Source organism: Caballeronia sp. M23-90 (genome assembly GCF_053574605.1).
The window spans coordinates 1-13,490 of sequence record NZ_JBSIPA010000144.1; the positions used below are offsets into that span (position 1 = coordinate 1).

The 13,490-nt window shown below is 60.4% G+C and carries 15 protein-coding genes and 1 pseudogene; 7 read left to right on the forward strand and 9 right to left on the reverse strand.

The genetic code is table 11. The features are described 5' to 3' along the window. Positions 1–107 (forward strand): annotated as a pseudogene (locus ACRXB1_RS16020) (cupin domain-containing protein); the annotation flags it as partial. Positions 108–138: 31 nt separating this feature from the next. Then, on the forward strand, positions 139–1,026 hold the full coding sequence (locus ACRXB1_RS16025) for a xanthine dehydrogenase family protein molybdopterin-binding subunit (protein WP_449492530.1): 888 nt from the start codon (positions 139–141) through the stop codon (positions 1,024–1,026). A gap of 77 nt (positions 1,027–1,103) precedes the next feature. Here the strand turns inward: ACRXB1_RS16025 and ACRXB1_RS16030 are convergent, their stop codons facing one another. Together ACRXB1_RS16030 and ACRXB1_RS16035 are read right to left on the reverse strand one after the other, a co-directional pair. Next, entirely contained in the window at positions 1,104–2,036 is a 933-nt protein-coding gene (locus tag ACRXB1_RS16030; RefSeq protein WP_449492531.1) for an alpha/beta fold hydrolase, read from the reverse strand. A gap of 26 nt (positions 2,037–2,062) precedes the next feature. Beyond that, the gene (locus ACRXB1_RS16035) at positions 2,063–2,971 is read right to left on the reverse strand and encodes an alpha/beta fold hydrolase (RefSeq protein ID WP_174363434.1); all 909 of its coding nucleotides are present in this window, start codon (positions 2,969–2,971) and stop codon (positions 2,063–2,065) included. A gap of 87 nt (positions 2,972–3,058) precedes the next feature. On the opposite strand from ACRXB1_RS16035, the gene ACRXB1_RS16040 reads away from it, so the two are divergent. Both ACRXB1_RS16040 and ACRXB1_RS16045 read left to right on the forward strand, forming a co-directional pair. Next, positions 3,059–3,445 carry a MerR family transcriptional regulator gene (locus ACRXB1_RS16040; protein ID WP_174363435.1) on the forward strand — a complete coding sequence of 129 codons (387 nt, stop codon included), beginning with the start codon at positions 3,059–3,061 and terminating at the stop codon, positions 3,443–3,445. Between the two features lie 76 nt (positions 3,446–3,521). Then, complete coding sequence (locus ACRXB1_RS16045) at positions 3,522–4,247, forward strand: sulfite exporter TauE/SafE family protein (protein ID WP_174363436.1); 726 nt, start codon at positions 3,522–3,524, stop codon at positions 4,245–4,247. Positions 4,248–4,272: 25 nt separating this feature from the next. Here the strand turns inward: ACRXB1_RS16045 and ACRXB1_RS16050 are convergent, their stop codons facing one another. Then, complete coding sequence (locus ACRXB1_RS16050; protein ID WP_449492532.1) at positions 4,273–4,605, reverse strand: hypothetical protein; 333 nt, start codon at positions 4,603–4,605, stop codon at positions 4,273–4,275. 132 nt (positions 4,606–4,737) lie between these two features. Further along, entirely contained in the window at positions 4,738–5,637 is a 900-nt protein-coding gene (locus ACRXB1_RS16055; protein WP_449492533.1) for a LysR family transcriptional regulator, read from the reverse strand. Positions 5,638–5,788: 151 nt separating this feature from the next. Here ACRXB1_RS16055 and ACRXB1_RS16060 point away from each other — a divergent pair, with 151 nt between their 5' ends. Both ACRXB1_RS16060 and ACRXB1_RS16065 read left to right on the forward strand, forming a co-directional pair. Further along, positions 5,789–6,094, forward strand: a complete 306-nt coding sequence (locus tag ACRXB1_RS16060) for a YciI family protein (RefSeq protein WP_375508182.1) — start codon at positions 5,789–5,791, stop codon at positions 6,092–6,094. A 63-nt stretch (positions 6,095–6,157) separates the two neighbouring features. Then, complete coding sequence (locus ACRXB1_RS16065) at positions 6,158–6,766, forward strand: NIPSNAP family protein (protein ID WP_449492534.1); 609 nt, start codon at positions 6,158–6,160, stop codon at positions 6,764–6,766. Positions 6,767–6,998: 232 nt separating this feature from the next. On the opposite strand, the gene ACRXB1_RS16070 is transcribed toward ACRXB1_RS16065, so the two are convergent. From ACRXB1_RS16070 to ACRXB1_RS16085, 4 genes are all read right to left on the reverse strand, one after another. Continuing rightward, positions 6,999–7,895, reverse strand: a complete 897-nt coding sequence (locus tag ACRXB1_RS16070) for a fructose bisphosphate aldolase (protein WP_086381591.1) — start codon at positions 7,893–7,895, stop codon at positions 6,999–7,001. Positions 7,896–8,123: 228 nt separating this feature from the next. Beyond that, positions 8,124–9,002 carry a LysR family transcriptional regulator gene (locus tag ACRXB1_RS16075; protein ID WP_174363440.1) on the reverse strand — a complete coding sequence of 293 codons (879 nt, stop codon included), beginning with the start codon at positions 9,000–9,002 and terminating at the stop codon, positions 8,124–8,126. Between the two features lie 396 nt (positions 9,003–9,398). After that, positions 9,399–10,052 (reverse strand): hypothetical protein, encoded by a 654-nt coding sequence (locus tag ACRXB1_RS16080; RefSeq protein WP_449492537.1) that lies wholly within the window; start codon positions 10,050–10,052, stop codon positions 9,399–9,401. A 22-nt stretch (positions 10,053–10,074) separates the two neighbouring features. After that, on the reverse strand, positions 10,075–10,722 hold the full coding sequence (locus tag ACRXB1_RS16085; protein WP_449492535.1) for a DUF429 domain-containing protein: 648 nt from the start codon (positions 10,720–10,722) through the stop codon (positions 10,075–10,077). 194 nt (positions 10,723–10,916) lie between these two features. Between ACRXB1_RS16085 and ACRXB1_RS16090 the strand changes: the two genes are divergently transcribed. Further along, positions 10,917–11,666 carry an SDR family NAD(P)-dependent oxidoreductase gene (locus ACRXB1_RS16090; RefSeq protein ID WP_375507435.1) on the forward strand — a complete coding sequence of 250 codons (750 nt, stop codon included), beginning with the start codon at positions 10,917–10,919 and terminating at the stop codon, positions 11,664–11,666. 79 nt (positions 11,667–11,745) lie between these two features. On the opposite strand, the gene ACRXB1_RS16095 is transcribed toward ACRXB1_RS16090, so the two are convergent. Continuing rightward, positions 11,746–13,490 (reverse strand): NfrA family protein (locus ACRXB1_RS16095; RefSeq protein ID WP_449492536.1); only part of this gene is annotated, 1,745 nt, incomplete at its 5' end.

Below are 13,490 nucleotides of genomic sequence, written 5' to 3' on the forward strand. Positions count from 1 at the left end.
TGGCGGGCACCTACAGGCGCTCGGTCAAGCAAGCGGAGGTCATGCACTTTCTCGCCGGCCGCGGACGTTTCACGGCAGACGGCGAAGACACCATCCACTTCCATGGGCTGCGCCACGGGCACGTATCCGTATTACCGGATGCCCGGCGGCGCGGCACGCATCACGTTGACCCAGGCAGGGCGCGCTACTGTCAGCATCGCCGCGCACGAGATGGGCATGGGTACATCGACCGCTCAGACGCAGGTGGCCGCCGACCGCCTTGGGTTGACCATGGACGATATCGACTTTGAATATGCCGACTCCAGGTTGCCGGGCGTGGTGCTGGCAGGCGGCTCGCAGCAGACGGCAGCGATCGGGGCCGCGGTGATTGCGGCGCATCACAAGCTCGTCAGGGAACTGCTCCGTTTCGCCGGCAACAGTTCGCCTCTATCCGGCCTGTTACCCGACGAGGTGGGCGGCCGCGACGGCGGTCTCTGTGCGCTGGAAGATGAAAGCCGCTTCGAGAGTTACGGCGCAATATTGGCTCGCGCGAAGCTCGACGAAGTCAGTGTCGAGGCAGAGGCGCCGATGCCGTTTGAACTGCAGCACTGGTCCATGCACAGCCACAGCGCGCTCTTCTGCGAGGTACGGGTCAATGCAATTACCGGCGAGACCCGGGTGAGCCGCTTCCTCGGTTCGTTCGATTGCGGACGGATCATCAACGCCAAGACCGCCGCCAGTCAGTTTCGCGGCGGCATCATCATGGGCCTCGGACTTGCACTGATGGAGGAAACCGAGTTCGACGAGAGAACCGGCCGGGTGATGAATCCATCGCTTGCCGACTATCACGTGCCGGTGCATCTCGACGTGCCGGAGATCGACATCATCTGGAGCGAGGAAGCCGATCCTCACACGCCAATGGGCGCCCGCGGCGTTGGCGAGATCGGCATAACGGGGGTGGGCGCCGCCGTCGCGAACGCGGTCTTCAATGCAACCGGCAAGCGCATTCGCGATCTTCCGATCACGCTGGACAAGGTGATGGGTTAGGTGCCGAGCGGGGCTAGAACTTCTGGCGGATTCCGGGCGCGTCATTGCTTTACGCGCCCGATATCTGCTTGATAAGATCAATCCCGGCGCGTCTTTGCGCCACCAACCTGATTACCCCCGAGAAACGCAAGAAGCTCCGCCGTGACTTCTCCCGGACACTCCTCCGGAAGAAGATGACCCGCGCGAAGTGCCTTGCCGCTGACATTGCTTGCCCAGCGCCGCCAGATGTCGAGCGGTGAGTGTTCCCCGCCGAACGAATCGGGCCACAAGGCAAGGACCGGACAGTTCAGCATGGTTCCGGCTGCACGATCGGCGGTGTCGTGCGCGAGATCCTCATGCGCGGCCGCTCGATAGTCTTCGCACATCGCACGTCGCACCGACGGGTTTCGAAAGGCCCGTCTGTAGGCGCTGAGGGCAACCGTATCGATATGATCGATTCCGCCTGCCATCCTGGCTAGAGCAGCATCGATAAACGCATCGGGATCAGCCGACAGCATCCGCTCCGGCAGATCGAACGGTTGCGCCAGCAGGAACCAGTGAAAATTGGCCAGCCCGAAGCGCATGTCGGCGGCGTCCCATGCATCGAGCGTCGGAACCACGGCGAGCGACGCATAGTGAGTCAAATGATCCCGATGATCCAGCGCCAGCCGGTATCCGGCCCGCGCCCCTCTGTCGTGGCCGACGACGGCAAACTCTGCGTGGCCGAGCTGTTTCATCATCGAGGTAAGTGCTTCGGCGACCCGGCGTTTGGTCCAGCGTGGAGTATCGGCGCCCGTCTTGCTGTCGCCATACCCGGGCAGATCCGGCGCAACGACAGTGAATGAACGCGCCAGTTGCGGAGCAATGTACCGCCATGCCAGATGCGTTTGCGGATACCCGTGCAGCAGAAGCACTGCCGGTCCCGAGCCACCGGTCACGCCGCTGAACGACACACCTCCCGCGTCGACTTGCAGACCGGACAATCCCGGGAAAGACTCAAGCGAATGGTGAGGGGGAAGTTCGTATGCCATATGTTCCTCACGTTTGCGGTGTCAAATCAGTGACGCGCGACGGTATCGACGAAAGCGGCCAGATCACGGTTGAACCTATCCGGCTCTTCGATAAAAGGCGCATGTCCCGAATTCGCGTACGACTTGATTTGAACCTGCGGATCGAGTTCCTTTGCCCGTGCAATCGCGCCTTTCGTATTCACCAGCGCGTCGCGTTCGCCATACAGCAGCAGGACGGGCACCGTGGTTTTGCTCAAACCGCCGGACGCATCGACCGTCATGGACTGGACTGCGCTCTGCATGGTCCACGACGCCATCGCCGCGTTGGCGAGCAGGCGCTCGGTTGTGGACCTGTCGGGCTGCGTGTGAAAACACAGGCTGAGGAAGGTGCGCTCGCCATCCAGATGGGTCTTCAAATCATGAGAAGTCATGTCGCGATAAACCTCCGGATGAGACACGATCTGGTCCGCTTTCAACTCGATCACACCATCCACATAAACCGCTCCGGCAATCTGGCTGTCGCCATATGCCGCCAGGTAATTCGATACGACCGCGCCACCCAGCGACCATCCGACGAGCACAGGACGGCTTGCATGCGACGCTTTGATCACTGTTGCAAGGTCGTCCGCCCAATGGCGTCCGTTGGAATACGCCTCGGCTTCAGTCGGCTTTCCGGACAGGCCGTGACCGCGCAAATCGTACGTGATGATGCGATACCGCTGGAGGTCGGCGCTGTCGACTTGTCCATTCCAGTTCAGGCGGCTGCCCAGCAAGCCGTGGATCAGCACGACAGGCGGCCCGGCCGGATCGCCTGACTCCTGGACGGCAAGGGTGACGCCGTCCGGCGCGGTGACCGAATAGTTTTTTGTATCTGCGATAGCGGCGGATGACATCGCAAGCGCGGCGACTGCTGCCAGCAGGGCGGAAAGCGTGTGACTAAAGAAGTTGCGCGACATTCGGGTTGCTCCATGATCGTTGACATGGGAGCACTTTGAACCCTTACACTGATGTGAGGGTCAAGCGAAAAGTGCTATGCTTTTTCCATGATCCAATCCATCGAACACGATCTGCTGGCCATTGGCGAACTCGCTCGCAAGACCGGCGCAAGCGTGCGTTCGATTCGCCATTACGACGAACATGGCCTCCTGACGTCGGTTCGCGCCAGCAATGGCTACAGGGCGTTCCCGCTTGCCGCCGTCACCCAGGTCAGGCAAATCCAGCGCATGATCGCGACGGGCTTCAGCCTCGCTGATATCCGCTCGTTTCCCGATTGCATGCGCATGATCGAAGGCGCGGGTTCATGCCCCGAGACCTCCGATGCCCAGCGCAAGCGACTGGCCTCGATCGAGCGCCAGATAGAAGACCTCGAACGACGTCGTACACGCCTGCTCAAGACACTGGCTGAAGGGGCCGTTCCACCTTTGGACTGATTTTCCCGGAGCGGAGGCGCAGCTCACGGTACTCTTCCGAGCGTCGACCAATTCAACCTTCCATGAAAACGCCGCGATGGGATATGTACTTGTTCTGCTCGTCGGCGTTGCTGCCGGCATGCTCAGCGGCATTATCGGCACCGGGTCGTCGATGATGCTCATGCCGGTTCTCGTCCTGTTCTTCGGGCCGCAGCAGGCCGTGCCGATCATGGCGATCGGAGCGGTGATGGGCAATCTCGGCAAGGTTGTCGCATGGTGGCGTGAAATCGACTGGAGGGCCTGCGCGGCTTATTGCACAACCGCAATCCCCGGCGCGGCGTTGGGCGTTCACACGCTGCTGGCGATCCCTGCGCGCATTGTCGATATTGCGCTCGGCGTTTTCTTCGTTGCGATGATTCCGACGCGGCGCTGGCTCGCGCGCCGCTCCATCAAATTCACCCTGTGGGATCTGGCATTGATCGGAGGCCCCGTCGGCTTTTTGACAGGGATTGTCGTGTCGACGGGTCCGATCACCGTTCCGGTGTTCACGTCGTATGGCCTCGAAAAAGGCGCCTTTCTCGCGACGGAAGCGACCGGATCGCTGGGGGTTTATGCGGCAAAGATCGCGGCGTTCAAGGAGTTCGGCGCGCTGCCGGTCGGAATCGTTGTAAAAGGTCTGGTGGCGGGCGCTGCACTGATGACAGGATCGTTTTTCGCCAAGTCTGTCGTGGTCCGGATGCAACCGTCCACGTTCAGGCTTCTTGTCGATGGACTGATGCTGTCATCAGGCATTTCGTTGCTCTGGGCGGCGGTCGGCCAATAGCTTTGACTGCACGTCGCATTCGGATTCAGCGCCGCGCCGATTCGGCCTTCGTAGCGTTATTGAATGCCAGACCGTGATCGGTCATGCGTTCGCTGGGCCCGTCCTTGACGAATGCGTCCTCGAATACCTGCCCGATGAGTCCGTCATAGTCGGCCGGGTGAGCATTCGCTACGGCGCGGAGCATTTGTATAAGCGCGTTGCCGTCCTCGAGATGAGACACGATCACTCTCGCGGTTCGTAACGAGATAGTTTCTTCCGACGGCGCATGACTCCCACCTTCTTCCAGCTTGAACGTGAACCGGTGGATTTCCTCATGCCCTTCGGGCAGTTGGTAGTGATCACAAATGGTAGCTTTCATGATGCTTATGCGGAGTGGACCTGCCTTGGACCAACAAAAATCGTTCCCGCTAGCCTCATTTCTGCCTCGTCAATCAACCCTTGTACCGTTTCGCAGTTTTGCTTTTAGCTACTCTTGAGATGACGCGCTTTTCTAGCCATCTCCGAAAGTTCCGATCATCCGGTCGACGAAACAACGCAGTTTCGGCGTCATCCGCCGGTCCGCTGCATAGAGCAGATGCATGGGGCGGGATGGCCCTTCGAAATCGGGCAACACCCGAATCAGCCGGCCTGCCGCCAGATCCTCGGCCACGGCATGCTCAGACCCGAGCACGATACTGAAACCGTCTCGGGCAGCGCTGTGAATGGCGCCCCAATCGTTGATACTCAAGCGGCTCCCAACGGTCGCCTCGACTTCGCGGCCGCCCTGCTGGAAGCGCCACCGATGGTTGAGGTCCGTTGGCCATGGAGCGAATAACACGCACTCATGGCGAGCCAAATCCGCGGGTTCCAGCGGCGTTCCATGTTCGCTCAGATAGGCCGGCGATGCGCAAGCGACCAAACGATATGGCTTTAGCGGACGCGCCACCATCGGCAGGTTTTCATCGATTGGCCCGATTCGCACGATGGCCTCGTAGCCTTCTTCGACAGGGTCCACCAGCCGGTCCGATAGCGTCAGTTCAAGTTCCACCTCCGGGAAATCTCGCAGGAACTGCGTCACCGCCGGTATCAGGCCATGACGACCGAAGGTCACCGGCGCACTGATGCGCAAGCGGCCTTGAGGCTTGACCTGAACGGCTTGGGCCAGGGCATCGGCTGCGTCCACTTCCGCCAGCACGGTCTGGCACCGCTCCAGATAGGCGCGGCCGAACTCCGTCAGGCTCTGTTTGCGGGTCGTCCGATTCAGCAAGCGGGTCGCAAGATGCTGTTCCAGGGCAGCGATATGCTTGGCGACCATTTGCGGCGACATGCCAAGCTTGTCGGCTGCAGCGGCGAATGACCCCGTCTGGGTTGCCTGTACGAAGACTGCCATGCTGGTGAGTCGATCGAGCACTGACAACTCCCAGTTGTGAAACCGGACACTGTACGCCTATTTATCATCCGTCAATAGTCAATTAAGGTGGATAGACTTACCCCGGACCTCCGGTTCGGGCGGACAGTCCACATTCCAAGGGGCTTTCGATATGCCGATATACATTACTCGAATGGAACATCCAGACGGCGACCGCTGGAACCAGCATGTTCTCGAACACGCTCTTTATCTCAAAGACTTGATCGCGCAGGGCCGGCTGCTGGCTTCCGGACCGCTCAAAGGAACGCCGTTGCGTGCAGGCTTTCTGATCATGCGGGCTGAGAATCGCGAGGAAGTGGAAGCGATGGTCAAGGGCGATCCGTTTTCCCGCGAAGACCTGATCTGCGGGCTTACGATTGAAGAGTGGGATCCCCTCTTCGGCATGCTGGTCGATCAATCCAGCAAGCAGCCGCCGCCCGAGTTGGCATCGCTGTTCTGACTCGCCTGGCCGTGTAGGCAAGCTTTATTGCGGCGCGGCAGCCGCCTAGTCAAGGAAGACATCATGCTTTATGAACTGATTACACTCTCCAGCCCACCGATGGAACAAGACGCGGTCTCTGCCAGTGCGCACAACTGGGTTCTGGATGGAGAAGGCCAGCTCCTGGGCGCCTGGCGCACGGAGATAGGGGAACTCTTCCAGATCAAGCTGCTGCGTGGCTTCGAGACCGCGGAGGCGCTTGAATGGGAACGGTTGCGCGCGCTGATGAGCGCCCGTCCATTCGGTGTCGGCGATCCATCGAGCCGGTTGATCACGGAGCAGTACGCGCGTTTCCCGTTTCTGCCCGACGTCGAGCATTCCTCATTCGGGCGATTCTATGAATTCCGGACTTACCATCTGAAGCCGGGTGGTCTGCCGCCAACTTTGGCGGGCTGGGAACAGGCGATCGGTCCGGCTCACGACTACACACGGCATCTGGTGATCAATATGTATGCGCTGGACGGCTCGCCCCGGATCACACATATTTGGGGATTCTCCAGCCTGGAGGAACGCGCTGCGCTGCGTGCACGCCATTACGCCGAAGGCCTGTGGCCACCGAAAGGCGGTCCGCAACAGATTGCAAGGGCGACATCGACGATCTGCATTCCGGAAGCGTACTCGCCGCTTGGCTGAGGCCGCCCGTATTGCTTTTTACTTGATACGGTGCGCGAATCAGAGGCGATCTGAAGCGTCGCCGAAGGATCGGCGAAGGGGGCATTCAATGCTTCATGCAAACGGGAGGGGGCGATTCGTGACATGCGGGGCCACGAGCTTTAATAGCCGTGGCCCGCGCAAAACAGCATCTCCGTATCAGGCGATTCGAGGCTCGTTCATGCGAGCCCGGAGCCGCCCTCTCAAAGTTGCATCAAACTTTTTCGACGGAAGCCTGATAGATCTCGTCGATGGCAGTCGCGAGCGTCTCGTCGAATTCACTGTCGCTCATTTGTTCCTTGAGCTCGTTGATCAAAGCCCGCGAGAAGCTGGCGATCATTCCATGATTCGAAGCAAGCCGTTCGCACGCATCGCTTCGCGCATAGCCTCCGGAAAGCGCAACCACCCGGGCGACGCGCGGGTGCTCGATCAGCGGACGATAAAAGTCCGCCACGTCCGGAATTGTCAGCTTGAGCATGACTTGACGATTTTCCGGCAACGCATCGAGGCCTTTGGTCAGTTCCGCGAGGAGGGTGGCTTCCGCTCCAGCCTTGTCCGGACTCTTGATCGAAATCTCGGGCTCCAGGATCGGAATGAGGCCGTGTGCGGAGATTTGCTCTCCCACCGCAAATTGTTGCTTGGCGATCGCAGCAATACCCGCTTGCGAATTCAGCTTGATGACTGAGCGCATCTTGGTGCCGCAGATACCGAGCTTCGCGGCCCGGGCGAGCAGCTCGTCAAGCCCGGGAATCGGCTTCATGAGTTGCACGCCGTCGGCTTCGTTTTCCAGGCCCTTGTCCACCTTCAGGAAGGGCACGACGCCACGCTCTTCCCACAAGAAGGTTGGAACGGGTTTGCCGAGCGCCTGTCCGTCCATGGTTGCTTCGAACAGGATGGCCCCGATGACCTTGTCCCCTGTAAAGGCGGGCGCGGTGATGATGCGCACCCGCATCTCGTGTATCAGTTTGAACATCTCGGCGTCACTGCTGTAGGCAGTCTCCGGGATGCCGTATAGCTTCAGGGCGCCGGGTGTGGACCCGCCGCTCTGGTCCAGGGCCGCGAAAAAGCCCTGCTTTTCACGTACTTGCGCCAACATTTTTTCATTTGCCACGATCGCCTTCCTCTCTAGACAACGGAATATCGAACCAGCACGTCTGGTCGGGACACATTGCATTTAACACGTTCAGGTATCGATGTTAATGCATATGCCGGAACAACGAAAAGCGGTCGGCGACGTTGCCTCACGCCGATCCGACGAAGTCAGGCCGATTACGCCAGCATTTAGCAACTTCGATCAATGTCATCGGAGCAAGTGCTGGGCCGTAAGCGGCCACCGCCCTTACAACGGATTCTCGATCGACTTCTGGACATGGGCGACGAAATTGTCCACTACCGGATCGCTACGCATGGTGTTCCACGCAAGACCGACTTGCCATCTGGTCTGGCTGTCATGCAAGGCAATGATGGTCGCGTCGCGCAGTAGATATTGCGCACCTGAGGGCAGGAATGCCGCGCCCACACCTGCTGCAACGGCTGCAAGAACAGACTGGATGTCATCGGCCCGCTGGATCACGCGCGGAATGAAATTGCGACTTGCGCACCATTGTTCGATTTGCGCGGCGAGTCCGGGACCAATACCGCGTGAAAGGGCGACAATGCCCAGCGCATTGAGCTTGTTCAGGTCCGCCGGCAAGCGCTTCCACCTCGCGTGCTCCGGAACGGCGAGGATCAGGGATTCGGCCAGCACCGGCACGAACGCCAACCCGCGGTCAGCCGGCAGTCGCAAGAACCCGACATCGAGTTGGCCCGAAAGCAGTGCCCGTGTCTGATCAAACGACGACAAGTCTTTCACCGTCACGCCGACACCTGGATTTATGGCCCGGAAGCTCGCGAGCCATTGCGGCGCCACCGTAAGCACCGATAACCCTAAACCGACCCGTAACTGTCCCCGCTGGCCACTACTTGCTTCGCGCGCGCGAATCAGCAGGTCATCGGCTTCGCCGATCAATGACAACGCACCTGGCCGGAAAGATTCTCCGAATGCCGTCAGGTCGGCGCCGTGACGGCCGCGTTCGAACAGGCGGCCGCCGAGCACCGTCTCCAGCGCCGCGATCTGCTTGCTGAGCGCCGGCTGGCTGACATGCAGTGCGTCTGCAGCGCGACCAAAATGGCGCAATTCAGTGACCGTCAAAAACGCACGGAGCAGTTTGAGTTCCATTCCGCAGAGTAATGATATCGATCAAAACATTCATTTTACGGATCACGGCGGCAGCGGTCCAATGGGTTCTTCGCAGGAAGGACGATATGACCAAGATCCACCCAAAGACGAGACTCGCTCGAAGCGATGCTGCGATTTCTGTTGCGATGGTTCGGCGTGAGGCGATTGCAACGGGTGGCCGCGATGCTTCGAATAGAACACGGCAGCCTCGCCGAACCGGCGCAATTGCCATGAGCTTTGCGCAGGCCAGGCGCGAACGTTGAAGAATGTCTCTTGTGGACTAAGGTCTGGCGGCGCGTCAGTGGCAGAGGATTGCCCTATGGCGAACACTGACGGCGAGAAACGTCTTGCGCGGGTACGCTGCATTGCTCCGCCGTGCTTCGACTGGCAAGGTCTTCATGGTTTCCGGGTACGCCGAACGTTCTTCCTTCGCCGACTGACGAACGCACCACATCCGATCGCGATGAGTATTGCGGCCATCACGCCACTGCTCATGCCTCCACTTATGCCGATTCCGTTGCGGGATTCTCTTGCATCTGACGCGGCGGATGCCGCCACAGGCGCAGAGGTCTGACTCGCAACCGGCTGCGGCAACGCAACGCCTGCGGCGCTTCCCCGCTGCACCACGGACGAGTCCGATGTTGCAACTGCTGCGGACGCAGGGGATGGTACGGCATCGGGGTTGGGGCCGACGGGCGCCGACGCACTCGCGGATGCAATCTCGGGAGCCACTGCAGCGCTGGGGGTAGAAGCAATCGCCCGCACCATGGTGTTCCACTGCGCAAATACCGTATCGATACAGTGGACGTCAGTACAGGCGTTGCGTGACTGTCTCCACTGGGATAGCTGGCCAGGCGAAAGCTTCCCGGCGCTCAGCATGGTTTGCTGTTGCGAAACGATATCTTCGTATTCGTTGTTCAGAATGGCGTGGTCGCAGATGACACGCTCGGCGGGTTGCTGCGTGGTCGCGCACGAAATGTCGCTCGCCCGCGCGTCAACTACGCTCAGCGCAGCCAGTGCCAATAACAATAACAATGTCGAATGCCGCATCAGATGCACAAGTTCTCCTGAATCATTTATTGCCGCTACTGGCGGTTAAGGAGGGGACGACAATGAACCCTCCTGCACTGTCGCCATAGACGTCGACCCATCCCTCGAGCAGGAAATTCGCTGTCAGCGCGCACAGCGCTGCATCGACTTCATCGATGTTTCTCAGCGACTGTGTTTCAACGCCCGCCCTTTCGAGTGTCTCCCGGCGCTGAATGTTCTTCGCCTTCGCAGATGTGGCTTCCCGGCCGCGAAGGGCGCACGTGATGGCGTGGGGGAACGTCTCGAAGCAAACCCGGTTCCCGATCGCGAACACGTCATTCAAAAGAGGAAAGCGCTCGACGAAGACCTTGTACACGGACTCCCCGTTGAACATCCAATCGTAGAACCGGCTTTGGCTCGCTCGTTCGCGTGTCGGCGTAATAAAACAGGAGATGCGCATTCTGGCCAGCATCTTTTCGGCCTGTCTTCCAGTCTCTTCGATTCTCCACTGGCAAGGCGCATCGATACCCACGGCAGCAACATCGAACTCGATGCATTTTTCGAGCATCTGCTCCGGCGTTTCTCGGCCGGGGTTGTTCCACACGATCCGGGTGCCCTGCATGATGACCAGATGATTGCCCTTAGCCTCTCCGCCTATATCGATTCCGGCAACAGTTTTTTGTGACTTCATGGTTCCCGCATGTGGAGGCGCTGATTCGACAATTCGGACAGCGATGTCCGGAATGTTCGGAATCACAGCCCATTTATCTCCAATGATATGCGCCTTAGCATGAGTCCTGTCGCCGGCATGCTGTGCACCCAGCTTGAAAGAACTTGGCGCTGGCCGCAAACGCCGCGTTATCGATGAATCACTGGAGAACGAATATGTCCGAGCATCCTGTTGTACTGATCACCGGCGCGCTGACGGGTATCGGCCGGGCCGCCGCTTTTGCCTTTGCGCATGAGCATGCGCGCGTCGTTGTGTCCGGGCGCCGCGCGGAAGAAGGCGAGCAACTTGCGGCCGAGCTGCGCGCGCTCGGATCGGAGGCCGAGTTTGTTCAGGCCGATGTCCGCCTCGAAGACTCGGTGCGCGAACTCGTCGACCGGACCGTCGCACGCTTCGGACGGCTGGACGTGGCCGTGAATTCGGCCGGCACGGAGGGCGAGCAGGGACCCATGACGGAGCTGACGCCCGAGCGCTATGCAGCCGTCTTCGATACCAACGTGCTGGGCACCATACTCAGCATGAAACACGAGATGCGCGTGATGCTGGCGCAACGCAGTGGCAGTATCGTCAATATCTCCTCGACGATGGGATCGCGCGGCGCGCCCAACGTGTCGCTCTATGTGGCCAGCAAGCACGCGGTGGAAGGCCTGACCAGATCGGCGGCGATCGAAGGGGCTGCGTCGGGCGTGCGCGTCAACGCTGTTGCGCCCGGTCCCGTCGAGACTGCCATGCTGGAAAGACTGACCGGCAACGAAGAACGCAAAGCTGTTTTCCTCGCGAGCGTGCCGCTCAAACGAGCGGGGACGCCCGAAGAAATCGCGGACGCGATCGTGTTCGTCGCGTCCGGGAAAGCAAGCTTCTTTACCGGCGAGATCCTGAGAGTGAACGGCGGGAAAACGGCGTCTTGATGGACCGTCATCCCAGCTCTTCCTGTGAGCAGTGGCGTGCCGCCGTACCCCTGCGCCCACCCAACAATTACCCCCAACCCTAATAACTGAAGCTCGCGTTGAAAAACACGCCCTTCGCGCGATCATCGCCGACAATCTTCAATCGATATTGCAGCGAGAAATCCACGAACGAGCGCGGCGCATGATACGTGTCCTCGCGGAACCAGTAGCGCAGATTCATGCCCACGCCTGCGCCCATCGATGCACGGTTGTTGATCTGCGTGTTGTAGTCACCGCCAAGCACCGCGTACGGAAACGCGACGAGATGCGGATCGATCGCATCGAGCCGGTAGCTTCGGCCGAGTTCGCCGCTAAAGGTCGCGTAGTTGTCCGGATGGGTGATGTAATGTCCTGCTTCCGCGTAAAGCTGCCCCGTCCACCAACTCGGCGTGTCCACGCGCAAATCCGTGCCGAACCCGTTCGAATACGCGATACGTCCAAGCCAGTCCGGCTGCACTGCGCTGCCAAGCGGCACGATGCGCTCGAATGCGAACACGAGGTTCTGGCTTGCGAACGGTTTCGCGCGCACACCTAGCGCGCCTTCGAGGCTCGGCGTGCCCGTGGTGTTGCCCGCTTTCGAATAAAGCGTCTCGTAGGCGCGTGCGTAGAGCTCGATGGTGTGTCCATCGAGATAACCGAAAGGGCGCCAATAGGCTTCGGCGCCGGCTTGCACGCTTTTATCGGCGGTACTTCCGGGACTGGCCACGAATGTCGTCTGGTCGCCCGTAGGACGATATCCCACCGACGCATTCACGCCCCAGGTCCGGTCGAGCTCGGACATCGTGCGGCGGGTCTCGAAGGCTTGTTGCGGTTGCAGCGAGATATCGCCGTTGTTGTCCGCATCGATTCCGCGCCTGAAATAACTGGCTGCGACGGGCGCCGCGCCCGCATTCAGGTTTGCGTAGCCCGCATCGAGCAGGCTGGATGGCGGCAGCTCGTCGTTGCGATCGGCCTCGTTGTAGTAGCGCGCGGCAAGCGCCGGCTGTCCTGCATTCGATGCGAAATACGCGGCGTTCATGCTCGGCAAGGTATCGATCATGCCGCTCTCGATCAGGTTCGCGGATTCCTGTTTCGATTCGGCCTGATCGCCATTCGATGCGAGCGCCTGGATCAGCAGCAAGCGATGCACGGGATCATCGGGCGCAATGCGCACCGCCTCGCGCGCCTGCGCCACCGCAAGCGGGTAGTCGTGCTGGTCGTAGGCGCGCGCCGCCGCGGCGTATTGCGCGTAGGCAGGATCGAACGGATGCAGCGTGCACAGGATGCCCGAATCGATGCGCGTGCAATCGAGCTGCGGCATCGGCAGATCGGCGGTGTTGGCCGCAACGGACGATGTCAGCGCACGCCGCGCTTTTTGGCGACGCACGGCGATCATCAGGTCGGTCGCGTCGCCGTCGGGATCGAGACCGTTCAGTGCATCGAGCGCGCGTTGCGGATCGCCGGTTGCAAGCGCCATGTCCGCAATCACGATCCGGCCGTTACGTTGTTCTTGCTGCGTGGCGTCTTGAAGCTGCATCGCGTGCGTGAAATCCGCAAGCGACGCATCACGCTGACCGAGGCGTTCGCGGATCGCGCCGCGCAGCAACCACGGTGCGAGTGCGGAGGGGTTGGCTGATATGGCATCGGTCGCGGCCTGGTCGGCTTCATCGAGACGATTGGCTTGGATCAAGGCATCGATCAGCAAATCCCGTGCGCCTGGGACATTGGGCGCATAACCGATCGCGGCCCGCGCGCGCGAGATTGCAGAGTCCGTATCGCCGCGCTGGAGCGCGTCGTAAGCCTCCA

What these genes read in the sequence shown, in the direction of transcription:
- ACRXB1_RS16025 (WP_449492530.1), top strand. Translation starts at nt 139, where the DNA reads ATGCCCGGCGGCGCGGCACGCATCACGTTGACCCAGGCAGGGCGCGCT.
- ACRXB1_RS16030 (WP_449492531.1), bottom strand. Translation starts at nt 2,036, where the DNA reads ATGGCATACGAACTTCCCCCTCACCATTCGCTTGAGTCTTTCCCGGGA.
- ACRXB1_RS16035 (WP_174363434.1), bottom strand. Translation starts at nt 2,971, where the DNA reads ATGTCGCGCAACTTCTTTAGTCACACGCTTTCCGCCCTGCTGGCAGCA.
- ACRXB1_RS16040 (WP_174363435.1), top strand. Translation starts at nt 3,059, where the DNA reads ATGATCCAATCCATCGAACACGATCTGCTGGCCATTGGCGAACTCGCT.
- ACRXB1_RS16045 (WP_174363436.1), top strand. Translation starts at nt 3,522, where the DNA reads ATGGGATATGTACTTGTTCTGCTCGTCGGCGTTGCTGCCGGCATGCTC.
- ACRXB1_RS16050 (WP_449492532.1), bottom strand. Translation starts at nt 4,605, where the DNA reads ATGAAAGCTACCATTTGTGATCACTACCAACTGCCCGAAGGGCATGAG.
- ACRXB1_RS16060 (WP_375508182.1), top strand. Translation starts at nt 5,789, where the DNA reads ATGGAACATCCAGACGGCGACCGCTGGAACCAGCATGTTCTCGAACAC.
- ACRXB1_RS16065 (WP_449492534.1), top strand. Translation starts at nt 6,158, where the DNA reads ATGCTTTATGAACTGATTACACTCTCCAGCCCACCGATGGAACAAGAC.
- ACRXB1_RS16075 (WP_174363440.1), bottom strand. Translation starts at nt 9,002, where the DNA reads ATGGAACTCAAACTGCTCCGTGCGTTTTTGACGGTCACTGAATTGCGC.
- ACRXB1_RS16080 (WP_449492537.1), bottom strand. Translation starts at nt 10,052, where the DNA reads ATGCGGCATTCGACATTGTTATTGTTATTGGCACTGGCTGCGCTGAGC.
- ACRXB1_RS16085 (WP_449492535.1), bottom strand. Translation starts at nt 10,722, where the DNA reads ATGAAGTCACAAAAAACTGTTGCCGGAATCGATATAGGCGGAGAGGCT.
- ACRXB1_RS16090 (WP_375507435.1), top strand. Translation starts at nt 10,917, where the DNA reads ATGTCCGAGCATCCTGTTGTACTGATCACCGGCGCGCTGACGGGTATC.